Genomic DNA, 15831 nt, shown 5'->3' with positions numbered 1-15831 from the left:
AGAAAACAGTATTGGATTGTATCAACGCAAGCCACTACGCTGGCGCATCGCTCCCTGCGCCCACGCTTTCTATTTAATCGATGTTAGCTACTCTCGAGATTCTGCTTCCCGTGTTCGGCCTGATTTTCGCGGGCTTTGCATGCCGTCGGCGCGGCGTGCTCGGACCGAACTCCGCGTCCGAACTGAACCGCTTCGTCGTCTGGCTGGCTCTGCCGGCGCTGCTGTTCGACACGATGGCGCATGCCACGTGGCAACAGCTTTATCAGCCGGCCTTCGTCGCGGCGTTTTCGATCGGGTGCCTCGGTGCGTTTCTGCCGATTCTCGCCATGCGGATGATCGGGGGCCGGCATCTGGCCGACGCGAGCGTCGATGCGATTGCGGCGTCGTATCCGAACACCGGCTACATCGGCTTTCCGCTTGGCATGATCGCGTTCGGCTCGGCCAGCCTGACACCGACCACGATCGCCACGATCCTCGTCGCGTGCGTGCTTTTTGCGCTTGCCATCGTGCTGATCGAAATCGGCCTGCAGACCGAACGCACGCCGCACAAGCTAGGGTTGAAAGTGTTGGGATCTCTGGCGCGCAATCCGTTGATCGTGTCGCCAATCCTGGGCGTGCTGTTGGCGAGCACCCATGTCGCGTTGCCGCAAAGCGCGGAGACGTTTCTGAAGCTGCTGAGCGGCGCTGCCAGTCCGTGTGCATTGGTCAGCCTTGGCTTGTTCCTCGCTGAAAAGCGTCCGTCCGAGGCGGGCGCGGGCGGCATCTCGCTGCTGCTGACCGGCGTCAAGCTGGTGGGGCAGCCGGCGCTGACCTGGTGGCTCGCGGCGCGCGTGTTCGGGCTCTCATCCACACTGGTCGAGATGGCTGTTGTGCTCGCCGCGCTGCCCACCGGCACCGGTCCATTCATGCTGGCCGAGTTCTACCGACGCGAGGCGCACATCACCTCGCGCACGATTTTGCTGTCGACGGTGGGATCAGTCGTGACCCTTTCGTTGCTGCTGCTGGTGATGGGGCATCGTACGTAAGCGGAACGGGAGAACATCCGCCGCGCTACGCCTCGCGCTATGCTTCGCACACGGACCATCAAGGTCCGCGCTCTCCATCCACAAAGAGCAAACAGCAAACAGCGAACCGAACTGCCGTGCCCAAAGCCCGCCCACCCGAACTTCACGACGACGCCGACGCCCGCTCCCTCGCGCGGCGCTATCCGCGTGGGCTGCGCATCGATCCGCATTCGCACACGTGGGCGCAGGTGCTGTATGCGGTATCGGGCGTGATGTGGGTGGAAGTCGGCCGCGAGGCGCTGGTGGTGCCGCCGCAGCGCGCGGTCTGGTTGCCGGCCGGCACGGTCCACTCCATCCACATGATGAGCGAGGTGGAGATGCGCAATATCTATCTGCACGAACGCAACGTCGGCCATCTGAGCCGGCGCAGCGACGTGTTCGAGATCAACGGCCTGCTGCGCGAACTCATCACGTCGATTGCGGAACACGAGCGTACCCATGCTCGCGACGAAACCTATCTGGAAGCCGCCTATCGTCTCGCGATGCTGGAGCTGGGGCATGCCCCTCGCTCATCGCTGCGCATCGCGCTGCCCGATGCGTCGGACCGGCGGCTCGATGCGTTGTGCCGCGCGGTGATCGACAACCCTTCGATCGCGATCAGCTTCGAACAGCACGCGGCCTCCGTCGGCGCGAGCGTGCGGACCTTGGCTCGCCTCTTCACGCGTGAGTTGGGCGTGGGCTTTGCCGAATGGCGGCGTCAGGTGCAACTTGCGGTGGCCGTGTCAGGTCTCGCCGAAGGGCGCTCGGTCAGCAGCATTGCGCGCTCGCTGGGCTTCCAGCCGAGCAGCTTCAGCGACATGTTCCGGCGCGAGTTAGGCGCGCCGCCGACCGGCTTCGATCCGAGCGGCACACTCAGCGAGGCGGCTTCTGAAGCTTCGCCGGAGCTGGCCCAAGACAAGCTGTCCACTGACGGGTAAGTTATACGCACTGACGGCAGCGAGATTCGCCCTTGCAGCTAAGCCAGCGCTCGCTGGCGGCTTAACGAACCCGCGCTGACATCCGCGCCCTCCACCGTCAGCCAAGCCGTTTGCGCTGCCGGCCCAACGACGCCCAGCCAGGCCTGTAGGCCGCCACACAGCACGCCTTGTCCGAAATTCGAAAGTCTTTGTCTCAACGCCTTTGTACCGGTCATCTAGACTACGCTCATCGACTGCACGACGCAGCGCACGACCTGACAGGAGTGACACGCAATGAAAGCGATTCAGTTCAAGACTTTTGGCAACCCCGAAGTGCTCGAATACGTCGATCTGCCAACGCCTCAAGCCGACGCGGACAGCGCCGTCGTGCAGGTCAAGGCGGCCTCGGTAAATCCGAGCGACGTCAAGAACGTGTCCGGCCATTTCGAACACACCGTTCTGCCGCGCACGCCCGGCCGCGACTTCAGCGGCGTCGTGACAGCCGGTCCCGCCGAATGGCTCGGCGCCGAAGTCTGGGGCACGGGCGGCGATATCGGCTTCACACGCGACGGCACCCACGCCGAGTTCATCAAGATTCCGCTCGCCGCGTTGTCGCGCAAACCCACCACGCTCAGCCACACGGAGGCCGCCGCGATCGGCGTGAACTTCGTGGTCGCGTGGCTCGGCACGGTCGAGTACGCACACCTCCAAGCGGGCGAGACGATCGCCGTGATCGGCGCAGGTGGCGGCGTCGGCGGCGCGGTAGTGCAGATCGCGAAAGCGCGAGGCGCGCGCGTGATTGGAGTCGACCGTCATCCACTTTCCGCCGACACCCCCGCAGGCCGATTGATCGACGACTACGTTCCGTTCGACGAAAACGCAACCGCGGCTATCAAAGCGCTGACCGGCGGCGCCGGCGCGGACGTGGTGTACGACACGGTCGGCGGCGTCGCCTTCGAGACCGCACTGAGTCTCGTCAAGCGCCGCGGCCGGGTGCTGGAAATCAGCGCCACGGGCAAACGCCGCGTGGAATTCGACCTGATCGATTTCTATCACAACGAGACGCAACTGCTCGGCGTGGACAGCGCCAAGCTGGGCGTCGCCGAATCGGCGCCGTTGATGACTGCGTTGGTAGGAGGCTTCGAGAGCGGCAAGCTGCAAGGGCCGGCCATCGCGCAGGAATTCCCGCTCGAACGGGCACGCGAGGCCTACGAATCGGTGGCCGCCGGCACGCGCGGCCGGGTCGTCATCACGATGTAATTGCCGACATGACCGGCGGGCGTGGCTGCCCGCATTTCAGATGGGTATGAACAACATGAAAGCGTATTTGGTCTCGCTCGCGGCCGGCGTCGTAGTCGGTTTGATCTACAGCGTGATGCAGGTGAAGTCGCCCGCGCCGCCGACCATCGCCCTGGTCGGGTTGCTCGGCATGCTAGCCGGCGAGCACGCGATCCCGTTAGTGCGGACGTGGCTGTCCGTCGGTATTCACTGACGCCCACCCACTAACGTCCTCCCACTAACGTCAGTCATCGACCTCTCTTCGCACCAATAGCTTTTCCGTCACCGGGCGCAGCACGCTAAGATGGAGGCCGCCGGGTCGGCGAGCCGCGCTTGCAGCTTCGCCCGCGCATGTGCCATCGACATGCGCGCCGCCCGGAGACCACAAGAAAAGCCTGGCTCGGAGAATCAGATGTCTGAAGAATATGAAGTGCATGGTCCGCACGACCATGCGGTTGAACACGCTGGCCACCATGACTCGGACCCGTTTGCGAGCCGCATGGCCGTGATGACGGCGATCCTCGCGACGATCGGCGCACTGTGTGCCTACCAGAGCGGCAACAGCGAAAATCTGGCGCTGTACTACAAGAACGAAGCCGCCATTAAAAAGACCGAAGCGTCGAATCAATGGAACTACTACCAGGCCAAGGGCGAGAAAGAGAATCTCGCTGAACTCGGCGCGGCGCTGTCGCTCGGCAATACCGATGCGCACGCGAAGTTCGCCGCCGACGTCGACAAATACAAGCAGCAGAAAGAGCCGATCCGCGCGAAGGCTGAAGCGATCGAAAAGGAAGTCGTGGACAACGACGCCAGGAGCGAGGCGCTGCTGCACGGCCATCATCGCTGGGCGCAGGCCACGACCTTGATTCAGGTGGCGATCGCCCTCTGCGCGATCACGTTGCTGACCCGCAAGAAATGGCTGCGCAATCTGTCTTTCGGGATTGCGGCTGCGGGTGTGATCACTGCCGCTGTGGCGTTCTTCTCGGCGTGATTGCGCGAACGAAGTTTCGCCGCGATGCTCGGCATGGCGTGCGTCGGTTGATCCGGTAAGTTACCTACGTACGGTTCAATGCGCGCGGCCGCGCGCGGCACGCTCGAGCAACAGTTCGCGCTCGCGAGCATTGCGCGTCATGCCGGCAGCGCGTTCGAATTCGGCGCACGCCTCTTCCACGCGGCCGAGTTTCTCCAGCAGATCGCCGCGCACGCTCGGCAACCAGTGATAGTTCGCGAGCGCAGCATCGGCGGCGAGCGCGTCGACGATTTCCAGACCGGCAGCCGGTCCGAATGCCATGCCGACTGCCACCGCCCGATTCAACTCCACCACCGGCGAAGGCGTCACCTGCGCCAGCGCGTCGTACAACGCGATGATCTGCGCCCAATCGGTCTCTTCGGCACGGCGGGCACGCGCGTGGCACGCGGCCAGCGCCGCCTGCAAAGCATATGGCCCACTCGCGCCGCCCAACGCGTGCGCGGTGCCGAGCGCGGTCAGCCCACGGCGGATCAGCAGCGGGTCCCAGCGGCTGCGGTCCTGGTCGAGCAGCAGCACCGGCCGGCCCTCGGCATCGGTGCGCGCACGCGTACGCGACGCCTGGATTTCCATCAACGCGACGAGGCCATGCACTTCGCTTTCGTCCGGCACGAGACCGCTCAGCACCCGCCCCAGCCGCAGCGCTTCCGCGCACAACGCCGGACGCATCCAGTCGTCGCCGGTTGTGGCCGAATAGCCTTCGTTGAAAATCAGATAGATCACCTGCAGCACCGACGCGAGCCGCGGCGCACGCGCATCCGCCTGCGGCACCTCGAACGGCACTTTGGCCGCAGACAACGTGCGTTTGGCTCGCACGATGCGCTGCGCGATGGTCGGCTCGGGCACGAGAAACGCGCGCGCGATTTCGTCAGTGGTGAGGCCGCCGAGCAGGCGCAACGTCAGCGCGACGCGTGCGTCGGTGGACAACACCGGGTGGCACGCCGTGAACACCAGGCGCAGCAGGTCGTCGCCGATATCGTCGGCGCGTGCGGCATCGAGGGTATCGACGAAATCCGGCACGAGGTGCGCCTCCATTGCGTCGAGATCGTGGCCCAACTCCTCACGCTTGCGAGCATGCAGCGCTTCCTGGCGCAAGCGGTCGAGGGCGCGGTTCTTCGCGGTCGCCATCAGCCACGCTCCCGGGTTGTCGGGCACGCCCGCGTCAGGCCAATGTTCGAGCGCCGCCACCAGCGCGTCCTGCGCCAGCTCTTCAGCGAGCCCCACGTCACGCACGATCCGTGCGACGTGGGCGATGACCTTGGCGGATTCGATCCGCCAGACTGCCTCGATGGCACGATGGGTGGCCGGTTTTGTCACGGGATCAGCCCGCTGCCTTAGCGTTCGGATCCATGTAGATCAGCTCCCAGATGTGTCCGTCGATATCTTCGAAGCCGTGCCCGTACATGAAACCGTAGTCCTGCGGCGCGCGCGGCACCGTGCCGCCGGCGGCGAGCGCCTTCGCGACCAGCGCATCCACCTCGCCCCGGCTCTCGCACGAGAGACCCACCAACGCCTCCGTGCTTTCCTTCGGATTGCAAAGGGACTTGCGCGTAAAGGATTTGAACAAGTCCTTGACCAGCAGCATCGCGTAGAGGTTCTCGCCAAGAATCAGACAAGCGGCCTGCCCGTTGGTGAACTGCGCCTCGAAGCTGAAACCGATCGTGCTGAAAAATGCCTTCGACCGTTCGAGATCGTCGACAGCGAGATTGACGTAGATCTGCTTATGCATGATGAAATCCAGTGATCGGGTTGGGCGCTCGCCGGGGCGGCGCATTGCGTCGTAGTCCGCCACGCATGCAGCGTTCCCGCGTACTCAGCTCGCCTCGGCCAGCGTTTTCAGATTGCTCAGGCCATCTTCGAAATCCTTGCCGACCATGCGGTCCATACTGACGAACACCTGCATCAGCTTCGACAGAAACGGCGCTGGCCCATACATCGCCCAGGTGACCTGAGTCGCGCCGGCCTCTGGCTTTAAAGTGAAATCGGCCATGTTATGGGCTTCGAACGGCTTGATGAAATCGAGGTTCATCGTCACGTTCGCCGGTGCCGCCGTGTCGACGATCTCCATCTGCCCCACCCCAACCTTTTCGCCTTGCCACGCATAGCGCGCACCCTTGCCGCTCGGCGTGCCGCTGTAAGCGCCCTGCGCTGCGGGATCTTTGCGCAGGAACGGATTCCAGCGATTGAACTGATGCAGGTCGTCGATCAAGCCGTAGACCCGCTCGGGCGGCGCCTCGATGCGCACACTGCGTTCGATCCGAAAATTGTCCGGCCGCGTCGCCGCGTAGATGAGCAGCAGACCCACCGCCGCAACGACGGTGATCAGAATAACTTTGAGCATGATGAATCCTCTCGATGTGGCCGGATCGGCGCCTCGTCTGGCGGTCGGATCGGCGTCGCGATTAATGTTTGGCCGCGTCCAGCTTGCGGAAGCGGTCGACTTCCGGGCTCGGCTCGAAGTCCTCGGGTTCATATAGCTGCCGCACTTCGATTTCGCCTTCGGCATCCTCGCCGAACGGCGCCGGGAAGCGCCGCGCCCATTCCATGGCTTCTTCGCGGGAGCGAACCTGAATCAGGGTGTAGCCGGCGATCAGTTCCTTGGTTTCCGCGAACGGACCGTCGATCACCGTGCGCTTGCCCCCGCTGTAGTGGATACGCCAGCCTTTAGAACTCGGCTTCAGACCGGTTGCGTCGAGGAGCACACCGGCCTTGGCCAGTTCTTCATGGTAGGCGCCCATCGCCGCCATCAGGGCTTCGTCCGGCTGGCCGCCGGCTTCGCTGACGGCCGTCGCCTTCACTATGATCATGAATCGCATCGCAATCGCTCCTGGGGTGGTGTGTAGTTGGTGGAGAGCCGTTATCTGTTTGCTGGCTCCTTATTCACACGACGAGCGATGCGTGGCCAGATCGACATGTTTGTCGTTAGCCTGGGGAAAACCCCCAGAAAATAGTTACGAATGGGCAAACCCGCTTATAGGAAACAAGGCCCGAGCTTGCGGACTTCGACAGTGCACCACGAGGCCGCCGGGCAGGCTTGCGCGATCGCCACCGCTTCTTCGCGGGTTTCAACATCGAGCAGGTAGAAGCCGCCGATCATTTCCTTGGCTTCGGCGAACGGACCATCGAGCAGTTTCGCTTGACCGTCGCGCACCTGCACGCGCACGGCGTCATTTGAGGAAGTCAGCGCTTCGGCCGCGACCAGCTTGCCGCGCTCTTTGAGTCCGGTAGCGAAACGCACCATCTGGTCATAAACCTCGCGCCCCGCCTGCTCACCGCGTTCGACGCGTTGATTCGGGGGTTCGACGATAAGCAGCATGTAAGACATGGCGTCTCCGATTGATCGCGCCGCGCAGTGAACACCAGCGAGGCGTACCACGGCAAGAGCGCGCTTACAGTTGGGTTGCGAAAGCCAGTCTAGCAAGCGCGGATGACTCCAGCAAACCCGTTTCACTGCCCGGGCACCCGCGGACCGCAAGCCCTACGGACACTCGTAATACAGTTGCGGCACGTGGATTGCTGCTTCGGTTGCATCGATACACATCCGAGGTGACATCATGCGAAATCGACCTAGTCTGGGCGTTATTGCGATGGTATTGGCGCTACTGACATTGATGGCCGGCTGTACCCTTGGCGGTGCGGCAGCAGGCGGCGTGATCGGTAACGAGGCGACCAATCACAGCGCGGTCGGCACAGTCGGCGGCGCAGTAGCCGGCGGCATTATCGGACACGAGTTGGGCAAATAATTAGCGCCTGAACTGTCTGAAGCAATTCGATCAGAGAATATGACGGGTTCGCAAACGCGACTACCCTTCATATTCTCCTATTCAGTCGCTCTCCCACGCGACACAACAACACCACTTTGAAGTATTCTCCCAACGCTTAAGCGCGCGTCGCGAACGCATTGTGTGTGGATTAAAGGCAGCAAATAATCTGCTTTCAATTCGATAAACCGACGCGGCAAATGCAATCGAATTTATCGGCATAATCTGCCGGCATAACAAACGAATCATATAAACAGGGCATCGGGGAAATTCATGCATCGAGCGTTAGTGCGTAGCGGCGTCGCGGCCGCAGTGGCCTTTGCGTTGTTCCAACTCGGCGGTTGTGGCGGCGGCGGTTCCAGTTCAACGTCGTCGAGCACGTCGACGGTCACGGCCACCTCGGTGAACGGCACGGTCGCCACCGGCGGCGCCGTAGTGGGCGCAACCGTCACGCTGACCGATGCGACCGGCGCTCAGGCCACGACAACCACCAACACCCAGGGCGCGTACACGATCTCGGTGAAGGGCATGACCGCGCCATTCCTCATCGTCGCCACCGACGCCGCCGGCATCTCCGCCCCGCTCGTCTCCGTGCTCGCCAAACTGCCGAATGGCACGGCGCCGGCTGTCGCCAACGTCACCACGCTGACCACCGCGATTGCCGCCATGCTGACCGCTTCGGGCAACCCGCTCGACCTCGCGTCCACCACGGCACTGGCCAAAGTGACGCTGCCGTCCGTGCAGATCGCCACCATCACGCTCGACACGATGCTGACGAAAATCCTCACGCAGAACGGCATACTGACGGCGGGCTTCGATCCGATCGGTACGGCCTTTACGCCGAACCACACCGGCGCCGATGCGGTGATCGATACGGTGTCGGTCGTCTCGGCGGCCAACGGCGGCCTCTTGCTGCTATCGAATGCGGCGCCGGGCACGACCATCGCGCTGAACAACCAGACTGCCCAATCGATCGCACTGGCAGCGCCGTCCGCGGCGGCCAACTATCTGGAACCGCTTGCGTCTCTGCTGACGGCCTGCGCGGCGACCGGCACGCTCAACACGTCATGCTCGCCGGCCATCGACTCCGCTTACCTCGAAAGCGGCTCGACCGATCTGGCCGTAGCCCACAGCCTGACGGAAGCGACCTTAACGGGTGCGGTGTTCGGTTCGCCGAAGACGCTCGCCTTCTTCACCCGCAATGGCAAGCAGCTCGCGCTCGTGCAGTTGCCGGTCACGCTGGCGAGCGGCACGCCAACTGCGCTCTACACCATCGCGCAACAGCTCTCCACGCCCGTCACGCTCGCCAGCGGCACACAACTCGGCTGGGATCTGATCGGCAATCAGTCGCAATTCGCTGTGGCGATCATGTCGCAAATCCAGCGTCGCACATTCCTCGATTCGAAGCTGAACGACGTGAACCGGTACGAGTCGGGTCTTAAGATTTCGATTCCGACTACTTCGAATCCGACGGTGTATTCGGCTTCCGTCACGGGACCTGGCCTCGCTGCGCCGATCTGGCTGATGCAACGCAATGCGCTCGGTATCAGCTCGCTGGGTCTCTCGGACCAGCCGTTGAGCGCGGCGCCGGTTTCGCCCGCGACAACCAGCAGCAATACGGAGCTGTATCGCTGGTCATGGCAATCGCTGTCGTCGACCGCGAACTTCACGCCGGCAGCATCGAGCGGCTACTACTCGGCGCAATCGATCGACGCGAGCACCGTGCCGCTCTACTCGACCTATACCGTGACGTTCTACGACCAGAACGGCGCGCAGCTCGGCCAGTCGTCGATCATCAATCCGGGCAGCCCGTTGAACGCGGCGGCGGGTAGCACGGTTGCATGGCCGACGCTGCTGCCGGACTTCGCGACCCAGTTCCTCACGCCGGCCGGATCGCTGGCCAGCGTGCAGTACGCGATGAGCGTGACGTGGTCGAGCCTCGTGAATGGACAGAATCTCGCGTATCCGGTGACGTCCGTGCAGATTCAGGCCTCCCCCGGAACGGGCACCGGCTCGACGACTGCAATCAATGGCTTCTCGATTGGTGCGCCGAACAACACCACGGTCGGTCAGTATCAAACCACCGTCTTTGCAGGGGTCAATGCCGCGGGCGTGCAGACTTGCACGAATTGCCCATTCCCGTCGTTGACGTCCGGTGGTTCGCGGCTCGTGCAGTTGGGTGGCGGACGGAGTGGAATCACGTACTACGACATGACGCAGTACAACGATTAGAGCCGGACAAACGAGAAACGCCGGCCCATCGCAGCGGCTTTCACGTAGTTGGCAACAGCGACCGGGCTTGCTCGAGAAGTGCGTGGGACGCAGCAAACTCGTTGCGTCCCGCCATCGTCAGTGCGGCGTGGCCGGTGCTCGCAAACAGTTCGTCGTTGGACGTTACGACTGCATTCGAACCGGCACCCGGCTGGTCGTAGCGGCGAAAGAACGCGAGCATCTGGAACGCGTCGAGTCGCCACTCCTCTGGACCGACCTTGGCCAGAAGCTCGGCTGCGGCTGCCAGTTGCCGCGTGACTGCGAGGAATTCAGAGCGTTCCATGACACCTGTCTCCTTGTGGGTCGCCGTCACCGGGCGTTCTGAGAGTTTAGCGCAGGACTTCAATAGGCCATCGACCCAGCCGTAGTCTTGCAAACTCGCAGGCCCAAGCAACAAGCCCGCGAGTTTGCATCAACTACGCGTCACGACGCTTTTTCCAGCTTCACGATGGTCATCGTGCCGTCGACGTCTTCAATGCGGACCCTCACCTTGTCGCCTTCGTGAATCTGCTTGATCATCGCGGCGTCCTTCGCCTTGAAGGCCATGGTCATGGCCGGCATCCCAACGTTCTGCAGCGCGCCGTGTTTCAGCGTGACCATGCCGGAGGCCGGGTCCACCTTTCTCACCACCGCGTCCGTGAGGGCCGCATTCGGCGAGTCCTTTGAAGCCGTCGGCTTCATGGACATGTTCATCCCTGCCATATCGTCGCCCGCAAACGCGGGGGCGGCGGCAATGGCGCCGAAAGCAGCAAACGCAACAATCCATTTCTTCATTGAAGTTCTCCAGTTTGAGTAGTTGGCACGGTTGTGCCGGAAGGTACTGCATGAGAAAGCCGCACGTCGGGCAGACGCTTCGCGCGGCGGCGTTGCAGCAGGAACCACGCTGCGGGAATAACCAACATCGAAAGGATGGGCGCCGTGATCATCCCGCCCACCATCGGCGCGGCGATGCGCTGCATGACTTCGGAGCCGGCGCCATGCCCGACCATGATGGGTATGAGACCGGCAAGCACGACCGCGACCGTCATCGCCTTGGGACGCACACGCTGCACGGCCCCCTCTCGAATCGCATCGAGAAGCAGCGTTTCGGTCAGCGGTTCGCCTGCGTCGAGTCTGCGATTCAACGCACCCTTCAGGTAAAGCAGCATCACGACACCGAACTCCGCGGCCACGCCAGCGAGCGCAATAAATCCCACGGCGGTCGCGACAGATACGGCATGCCCCAGCATCCAGATAAACCAGAAGCCGCCGACCAGCGCGAAGGGCACCGTCGACATCAATAGCAACGCGTCACCCACAGAGTTGAACGTCAGAAAAAGCAGCACGAAAATGACCACCAGCGTCACGGGAATCACCGTGCGCAACTTCGCCGCTGCTCGCTCCAGATATTCGAACTGACCAGACCACGCAATCGAATAGCCCGCGGGCAGCGTTACTTTCTCTGCGACCGCGCGCTGCATGGCCTGCACGGCCGAATGCAGGTCCGTATCGCGGATATCGACGTACACGTAACCGGCGAGCCGCGCGTTCTCACTGCGAATCATCGGCGGGCCATCGGCAATCGTGATGTGCGCCACGTCAGCTAGCTGGATTTGCGCGCCACGCTCGGTCACGACTGGCAGCTCGCGCAGCTTCTCGAGCGAATCGCGGATCTCGCGTGGATAGCGGACGTTGATCGGAAAGCGCTCCCGGCCGGCAATGACCTCGCCGACGTTCTCGCCGCCGACTGCGGTAGATACGATCGACTGGATATCGGCCACCGCGAGGCCGTAACGTGCCGCTGCCAGCCGGTCGATATCGACGTCGATGTATCGGCCGCCGTTCAGGCGCTCGGCGAGTGCGGACGTCACACCGGGCACGGTCTTGACCGCTGCTTCGATCTGCGTTGCGACCTTGTCGATTTGCCCGAGGTCGGGGCCCGAAATCTTGACGCCGACCGGCGTCTTGATACCCGTCGACAGCATGTCCAAGCGATTGCGGATAGGCGGAACCCACACGTTCGAGAGCCCCGGCACTTTGACGGTGCGGTCCAGTTCGTCGACCAGCTTCTCCGGCGTCATGCCCGGCCGCCACTCGCTGCGTGGCCTGAACTGAATCGTGGTCTCGAACATTTCGAGCGGCGCGGGGTCGGTCGCCGAATCAGCACGGCCGGACTTGCCGAACACGGTCTGCACCTCCGGGACGGTCTTGATGAGCCGGTCGGTCTGCTGCAGCAGTTCACTCGCTTTCTCCGCCGAGATGCCCGGCAGTGCTGTCGGCATATACAGCAGATCGCCTTCGTCGAGCGGCGGCATGAATTCGCCGCCGAGCCGCGAAAGCGGAATCGCCGACGCTGCGAGCGCAACCACCGCCAGACCGATCGCGACCCACGGACGACGCAACGTCGCCTCCAGCACCGGGCGATAGAGCCGGATCAGCACGCGGTTGATCGGGTTCGCGTTCTCGTGCGGGATGCGGCCGCGGATCAGTAAACCCATCAACACAGGCACCAACGTCACCGATAGCCCAGCCGCCGCTGCGATCGTGTAGGTCTTCGTGAAGGCAAGCGGAGAAAACAGCTTGCCTTCCTGGCCTTCGAGCGAAAACACCGGAATGAACGACAACGTGATGACGAGCAACGAGAAAAACAGCGCCGGCCCGACCTCCGCGGCCGACGTCGCGATGAGTTCCCAACGTTCAGCCGAACTGATCGCCTTACCGGGATGCGCGTGCTCGTACGCTTCGAGATGTTTGTGCGCGTTCTCGATCATCACGATGGCCGCGTCGATCATCGCGCCGATGGCAATCGCAATGCCGCCCAACGACATCAGATTCGCGTTGACGCCTTGATACCGCATCACGATAAAGGCGGCCAGCACGCCCAGGGGCAAGGACAGGATCGCGACAAACGCACTGCGCAGATGGAACAGAAAGACCGCGCAAACGAGCCCGACGATGATGAATTCCTCGACGAGCTTGTCCTTCAGGTTATCTACCGCGCGTTCGATCAGCTGTGAGCGGTCGTACGTCGTCACGACTTCCACGCCCGCGGGCAGCGAACGCTTCAGCCCGGCGAGCTTTGCCTTCACCGCATCGATCGTCGTCAACGCGTTCTTGCCGGAACGCATCACGATGACACCGCCCGCCACTTCGCCCTGACCGTTCAGCTCAGCGATACCGCGCCGCATTTCGGGTCCGATCTGAATACGCGCGACATCACCCAGCAGCACGGGCGTACCGGCTTCGTTCGTACGCAGGACGACGTTGCGAAAGTCATCGAGCGTGCGCAGGTAGCCGGACGAGCGCACCATGTATTCGGACTCGGCCATCTCGACGACTGATCCGCCCGATTCCTGATTCGCCTTGCCTAACGCGTCGGCGACCATCGCCTGTGTAATGCCGTAAGCGCGCAGTTTGTCCGGGTCGAGAACGACCTGATATTGACGCACCATGCCGCCGATGCTCGCGACCTCGGACACATCCGGTACCGACTTCAGTTCGAATTTGAGGAACCAGTCGTTCAGGGCGCGAAGCTGTCCCAGATCGTGCTGTCCGCTCCGGTCGACGAGTGCATATTCGTAGACCCAGCCGACACCGGTCGCATCCGGTCCGAGCGATACCGTCGCGCCAGGAGGCAGCCTGCTTTGCACCTGATTCAGATACTCGAGTACACGGGAACGGGCCCAATACTGATCGGTTTTGTCGTCGAACAGGACGTAGACGAACGCATCGCCGAATGACGAATACGCGCGAATGGTTTTGGCGCCCGGTACGCCCAGCAGCGTCGTGGTGAGGGGATAGGTGACCTGGTCCTCGACGACCTGCGGCGCCTTGCCCGGATACGACGCCTTGATGATGACCTGCGTATCGGACAAGTCGGGCAGCGCGTCGAGCGGCGTCTGCATTACCGAGTAGACGCCCCATGCCGTGACGAGCACGGTGGCAAGCAGCACCAGAAAGCGGTTGTAAATCGACCATCTGATAAGACGCGCGATCATTTGGCGCCTCCTACCGGTTCGACTGTCGTCAACTGGTAACCGCTGTCCGTCTGCCGGAATGCGAAGTGCACTACGTCACCGGGTTTTGCGTCAGGAAAGGCCGTGGGCGATGGTTTGCCGAATGCCATTGTCATCTTGCCCCAGCCCAAAGCCGGGACCGGCTGGTGGGAGAACGTGATGTCTTCAGCAGTCACCTTTTCGACCCTGCCGGTGGTCTCGTACGTTTGGGATGCACCGGTCGCAGCGGATGCGGGTGCTGGCGCGAGTGCGCTCGGGCCTGCGTTGGCGCTCCCCGCGAGGCGAGGAAGAACTGATTTGAGGCTGGCTTCCGAATCGATCAGAAACTGGCCGGACGCCACAACCTGATCGCCATCGTTCAAACCGCGCAACACTTCGGTTTCGTCGCCTGCATCTTTGCCGACGGTGACATTCACCGGCTGCAAACGGCCATCGCCGTTCCTGACGATAACCACGGTGCGCTTGCCGGTCGTGATGACCGCTTCGGACGGAACAAGCAGACGCGAGGCCGGTTTCCGCGCGCCGACCCGCACGCGCATCAACATGCCCGGCGTCAGCTTGAACGCTGCGTTGTCGATCTCAAGACGCGCCTGCAGCGTGCGGCTGCCCGTGCTGATGCCCGGCAGGATTTCGCGGATCTGCCCTTTGAAGTGCTGAGTGGGATCGCCCGCGAATGCCGCGTCCACGGTCATCCCAGGCTGCACGATTAGCGCAAGGGATTCCGGTATTTCGACGATGAGCCACAACGTCGAAAGCCCGGCGATCTTGGCGAGCGTCTGCCCGGGCGTCACCATCGCGCCATCGCGAACGTTAAGCTCGCTGACCACGCCCGTTTCCGGCGAGGTCAGCACGACATGCGTCTGCGCCTTTCCGCTCCGGTCGAGATTCGCAACGACGCCGTCAGGGATCGACATCGCCCGCATGCGCGCGCGAGCCGCGTCGAGCATGCTGCTGTCCATACCACTGCGTTTGAGCGCGAGGTATTCTTCCTGCGGCGCCAGCCAGTCCGGCACGAAGAGCGACGCGATCGGCGCGCCCTTCGCTATCCGTTGCATCGGTGCGTCCGTGTACAAGTGGTCGATGTAGCCCGTGACGCGCGACTGCACCACGTCGGCGCGCGATTCGTCGAATTGCGTGGTCCCGACGGCATCGAAGCCTTCGGTCACCTCTTGCCGTCGTGCCGTTGCGTAGCGGATGCCGAGGTTCTGCTGCAAGCCTGGATCGATCTTGACGCCACTCGTGCCCGCATCATCGGCGAAGACCGGTTCGAGCTGCATGTCCATGAAAGGCGACTTGCCCGGTTTGTCGAAATGCTGATTCGGCACCATCGGATCGTGCCAGTACAGGACCTTGTGGCCCGTCTTCGGGTCGATCTTGTCGCCTGCCGCAGATGTCGCGGCGGGCATCGTGGCGGCAGAAGCCGAATCCGCCTGCGTGGAATGACGTGCGCCGGCCACGTAGCCTGCGCCCAACAAAGCGGCGGCGGCGAACGCAATGAGAACCGCGCGTGCCAGTTGTTTCTTTTGCATGGTGTTCTCC

At 62.9% G+C, this 15831-nt stretch carries 16 protein-coding genes; 7 read left to right on the top strand and 9 right to left on the bottom strand.

Annotated features, from left to right (window positions below; all coding sequences use genetic code 11):
* The first annotated feature begins 80 nt into the window (after window positions 1–80).
* The 5 genes from KHO30_RS02500 (at window position 81) to KHO30_RS02480 (ending at window position 4229) form a co-directional block, all read left to right on the top strand.
* Complete coding sequence (locus KHO30_RS02500; protein WP_211699936.1) at window positions 81–1025, top strand: AEC family transporter; 945 nt, start codon at window positions 81–83, stop codon at window positions 1023–1025.
* A gap of 116 nt (window positions 1026–1141) precedes the next feature.
* Window positions 1142–1981: an AraC family transcriptional regulator gene (locus KHO30_RS02495; protein WP_211699935.1), complete on the top strand. Its 840-nt coding sequence runs from the start codon at window positions 1142–1144 to the stop codon at window positions 1979–1981.
* A 273-nt stretch (window positions 1982–2254) separates the two neighbouring features.
* Window positions 2255–3220: a quinone oxidoreductase family protein gene (locus tag KHO30_RS02490; RefSeq protein ID WP_211699934.1), complete on the top strand. Its 966-nt coding sequence runs from the start codon at window positions 2255–2257 to the stop codon at window positions 3218–3220.
* Window positions 3221–3275: 55 nt separating this feature from the next.
* A complete protein-coding gene (locus KHO30_RS02485) occupies window positions 3276–3452 on the top strand; it encodes a DUF1427 family protein (protein ID WP_093634439.1) in 177 nt (58 codons plus the stop codon).
* Window positions 3453–3650: 198 nt separating this feature from the next.
* Window positions 3651–4229: a DUF4337 domain-containing protein gene (locus KHO30_RS02480; protein ID WP_200618679.1), complete on the top strand. Its 579-nt coding sequence runs from the start codon at window positions 3651–3653 to the stop codon at window positions 4227–4229.
* Window positions 4230–4304: 75 nt separating this feature from the next.
* Here KHO30_RS02480 and KHO30_RS02475 read toward each other — a convergent pair whose 3' ends face one another.
* From KHO30_RS02475 to KHO30_RS02455, 5 genes are all read right to left on the bottom strand, one after another.
* Window positions 4305–5582, bottom strand: coding sequence for an RNA polymerase sigma factor (locus KHO30_RS02475; RefSeq protein ID WP_211699933.1), 1278 nt, complete (start codon window positions 5580–5582; stop codon window positions 4305–4307).
* A gap of 4 nt (window positions 5583–5586) precedes the next feature.
* A complete protein-coding gene (locus KHO30_RS02470) occupies window positions 5587–5994 on the bottom strand; it encodes a VOC family protein (protein ID WP_093634236.1) in 408 nt (135 codons plus the stop codon).
* An 84-nt stretch (window positions 5995–6078) separates the two neighbouring features.
* Window positions 6079–6606 (bottom strand): SRPBCC family protein, encoded by a 528-nt coding sequence (locus tag KHO30_RS02465; protein ID WP_211699932.1) that lies wholly within the window; start codon window positions 6604–6606, stop codon window positions 6079–6081.
* A gap of 61 nt (window positions 6607–6667) precedes the next feature.
* On the bottom strand, window positions 6668–7081 hold the full coding sequence (locus KHO30_RS02460) for a YciI family protein (protein ID WP_211699931.1): 414 nt from the start codon (window positions 7079–7081) through the stop codon (window positions 6668–6670).
* A 155-nt stretch (window positions 7082–7236) separates the two neighbouring features.
* Window positions 7237–7590 carry a YciI family protein gene (locus KHO30_RS02455; protein WP_200618682.1) on the bottom strand — a complete coding sequence of 118 codons (354 nt, stop codon included), beginning with the start codon at window positions 7588–7590 and terminating at the stop codon, window positions 7237–7239.
* A gap of 262 nt (window positions 7591–7852) precedes the next feature.
* Here KHO30_RS02455 and KHO30_RS02450 point away from each other — a divergent pair, with 262 nt between their 5' ends.
* Window positions 7853–8008, top strand: coding sequence for a glycine zipper 2TM domain-containing protein (locus KHO30_RS02450; RefSeq protein WP_372342256.1), 156 nt, complete (start codon window positions 7853–7855; stop codon window positions 8006–8008).
* 291 nt (window positions 8009–8299) lie between these two features.
* On the top strand, window positions 8300–10258 hold the full coding sequence (locus tag KHO30_RS02445; protein WP_211699929.1) for a hypothetical protein: 1959 nt from the start codon (window positions 8300–8302) through the stop codon (window positions 10256–10258).
* A 40-nt stretch (window positions 10259–10298) separates the two neighbouring features.
* Here KHO30_RS02445 and KHO30_RS02440 read toward each other — a convergent pair whose 3' ends face one another.
* From KHO30_RS02440 to KHO30_RS02425, 4 genes are all read right to left on the bottom strand, one after another.
* Window positions 10299–10580: a hypothetical protein gene (locus KHO30_RS02440; RefSeq protein ID WP_211699928.1), complete on the bottom strand. Its 282-nt coding sequence runs from the start codon at window positions 10578–10580 to the stop codon at window positions 10299–10301.
* A 140-nt stretch (window positions 10581–10720) separates the two neighbouring features.
* The gene (locus tag KHO30_RS02435; RefSeq protein ID WP_211699927.1) at window positions 10721–11071 is read right to left on the bottom strand and encodes a copper-binding protein; all 351 of its coding nucleotides are present in this window, start codon (window positions 11069–11071) and stop codon (window positions 10721–10723) included.
* Window positions 11068–14274, bottom strand: a complete 3207-nt coding sequence (locus KHO30_RS02430; protein ID WP_211699926.1) for an efflux RND transporter permease subunit — start codon at window positions 14272–14274, stop codon at window positions 11068–11070. The genes KHO30_RS02435 and KHO30_RS02430 overlap by 4 nt, the downstream gene beginning before the upstream one ends.
* Window positions 14271–15821 (bottom strand): efflux RND transporter periplasmic adaptor subunit, encoded by a 1551-nt coding sequence (locus KHO30_RS02425; RefSeq protein ID WP_211699925.1) that lies wholly within the window; start codon window positions 15819–15821, stop codon window positions 14271–14273. Before KHO30_RS02425 ends, KHO30_RS02430 begins: the two co-directional genes overlap by 4 nt.
* Between the last annotated feature and the right edge of the window lie 10 nt (window positions 15822–15831).

It is taken from the genome of Paraburkholderia aspalathi, assembly GCF_905220735.1.
GTDB lineage: Bacteria > Pseudomonadota > Gammaproteobacteria > Burkholderiales > Burkholderiaceae > Paraburkholderia > Paraburkholderia aspalathi.
Note: the sequence above shows the minus strand (reverse complement) of the source record. Positions and strands in the feature narration are given on the sequence as shown.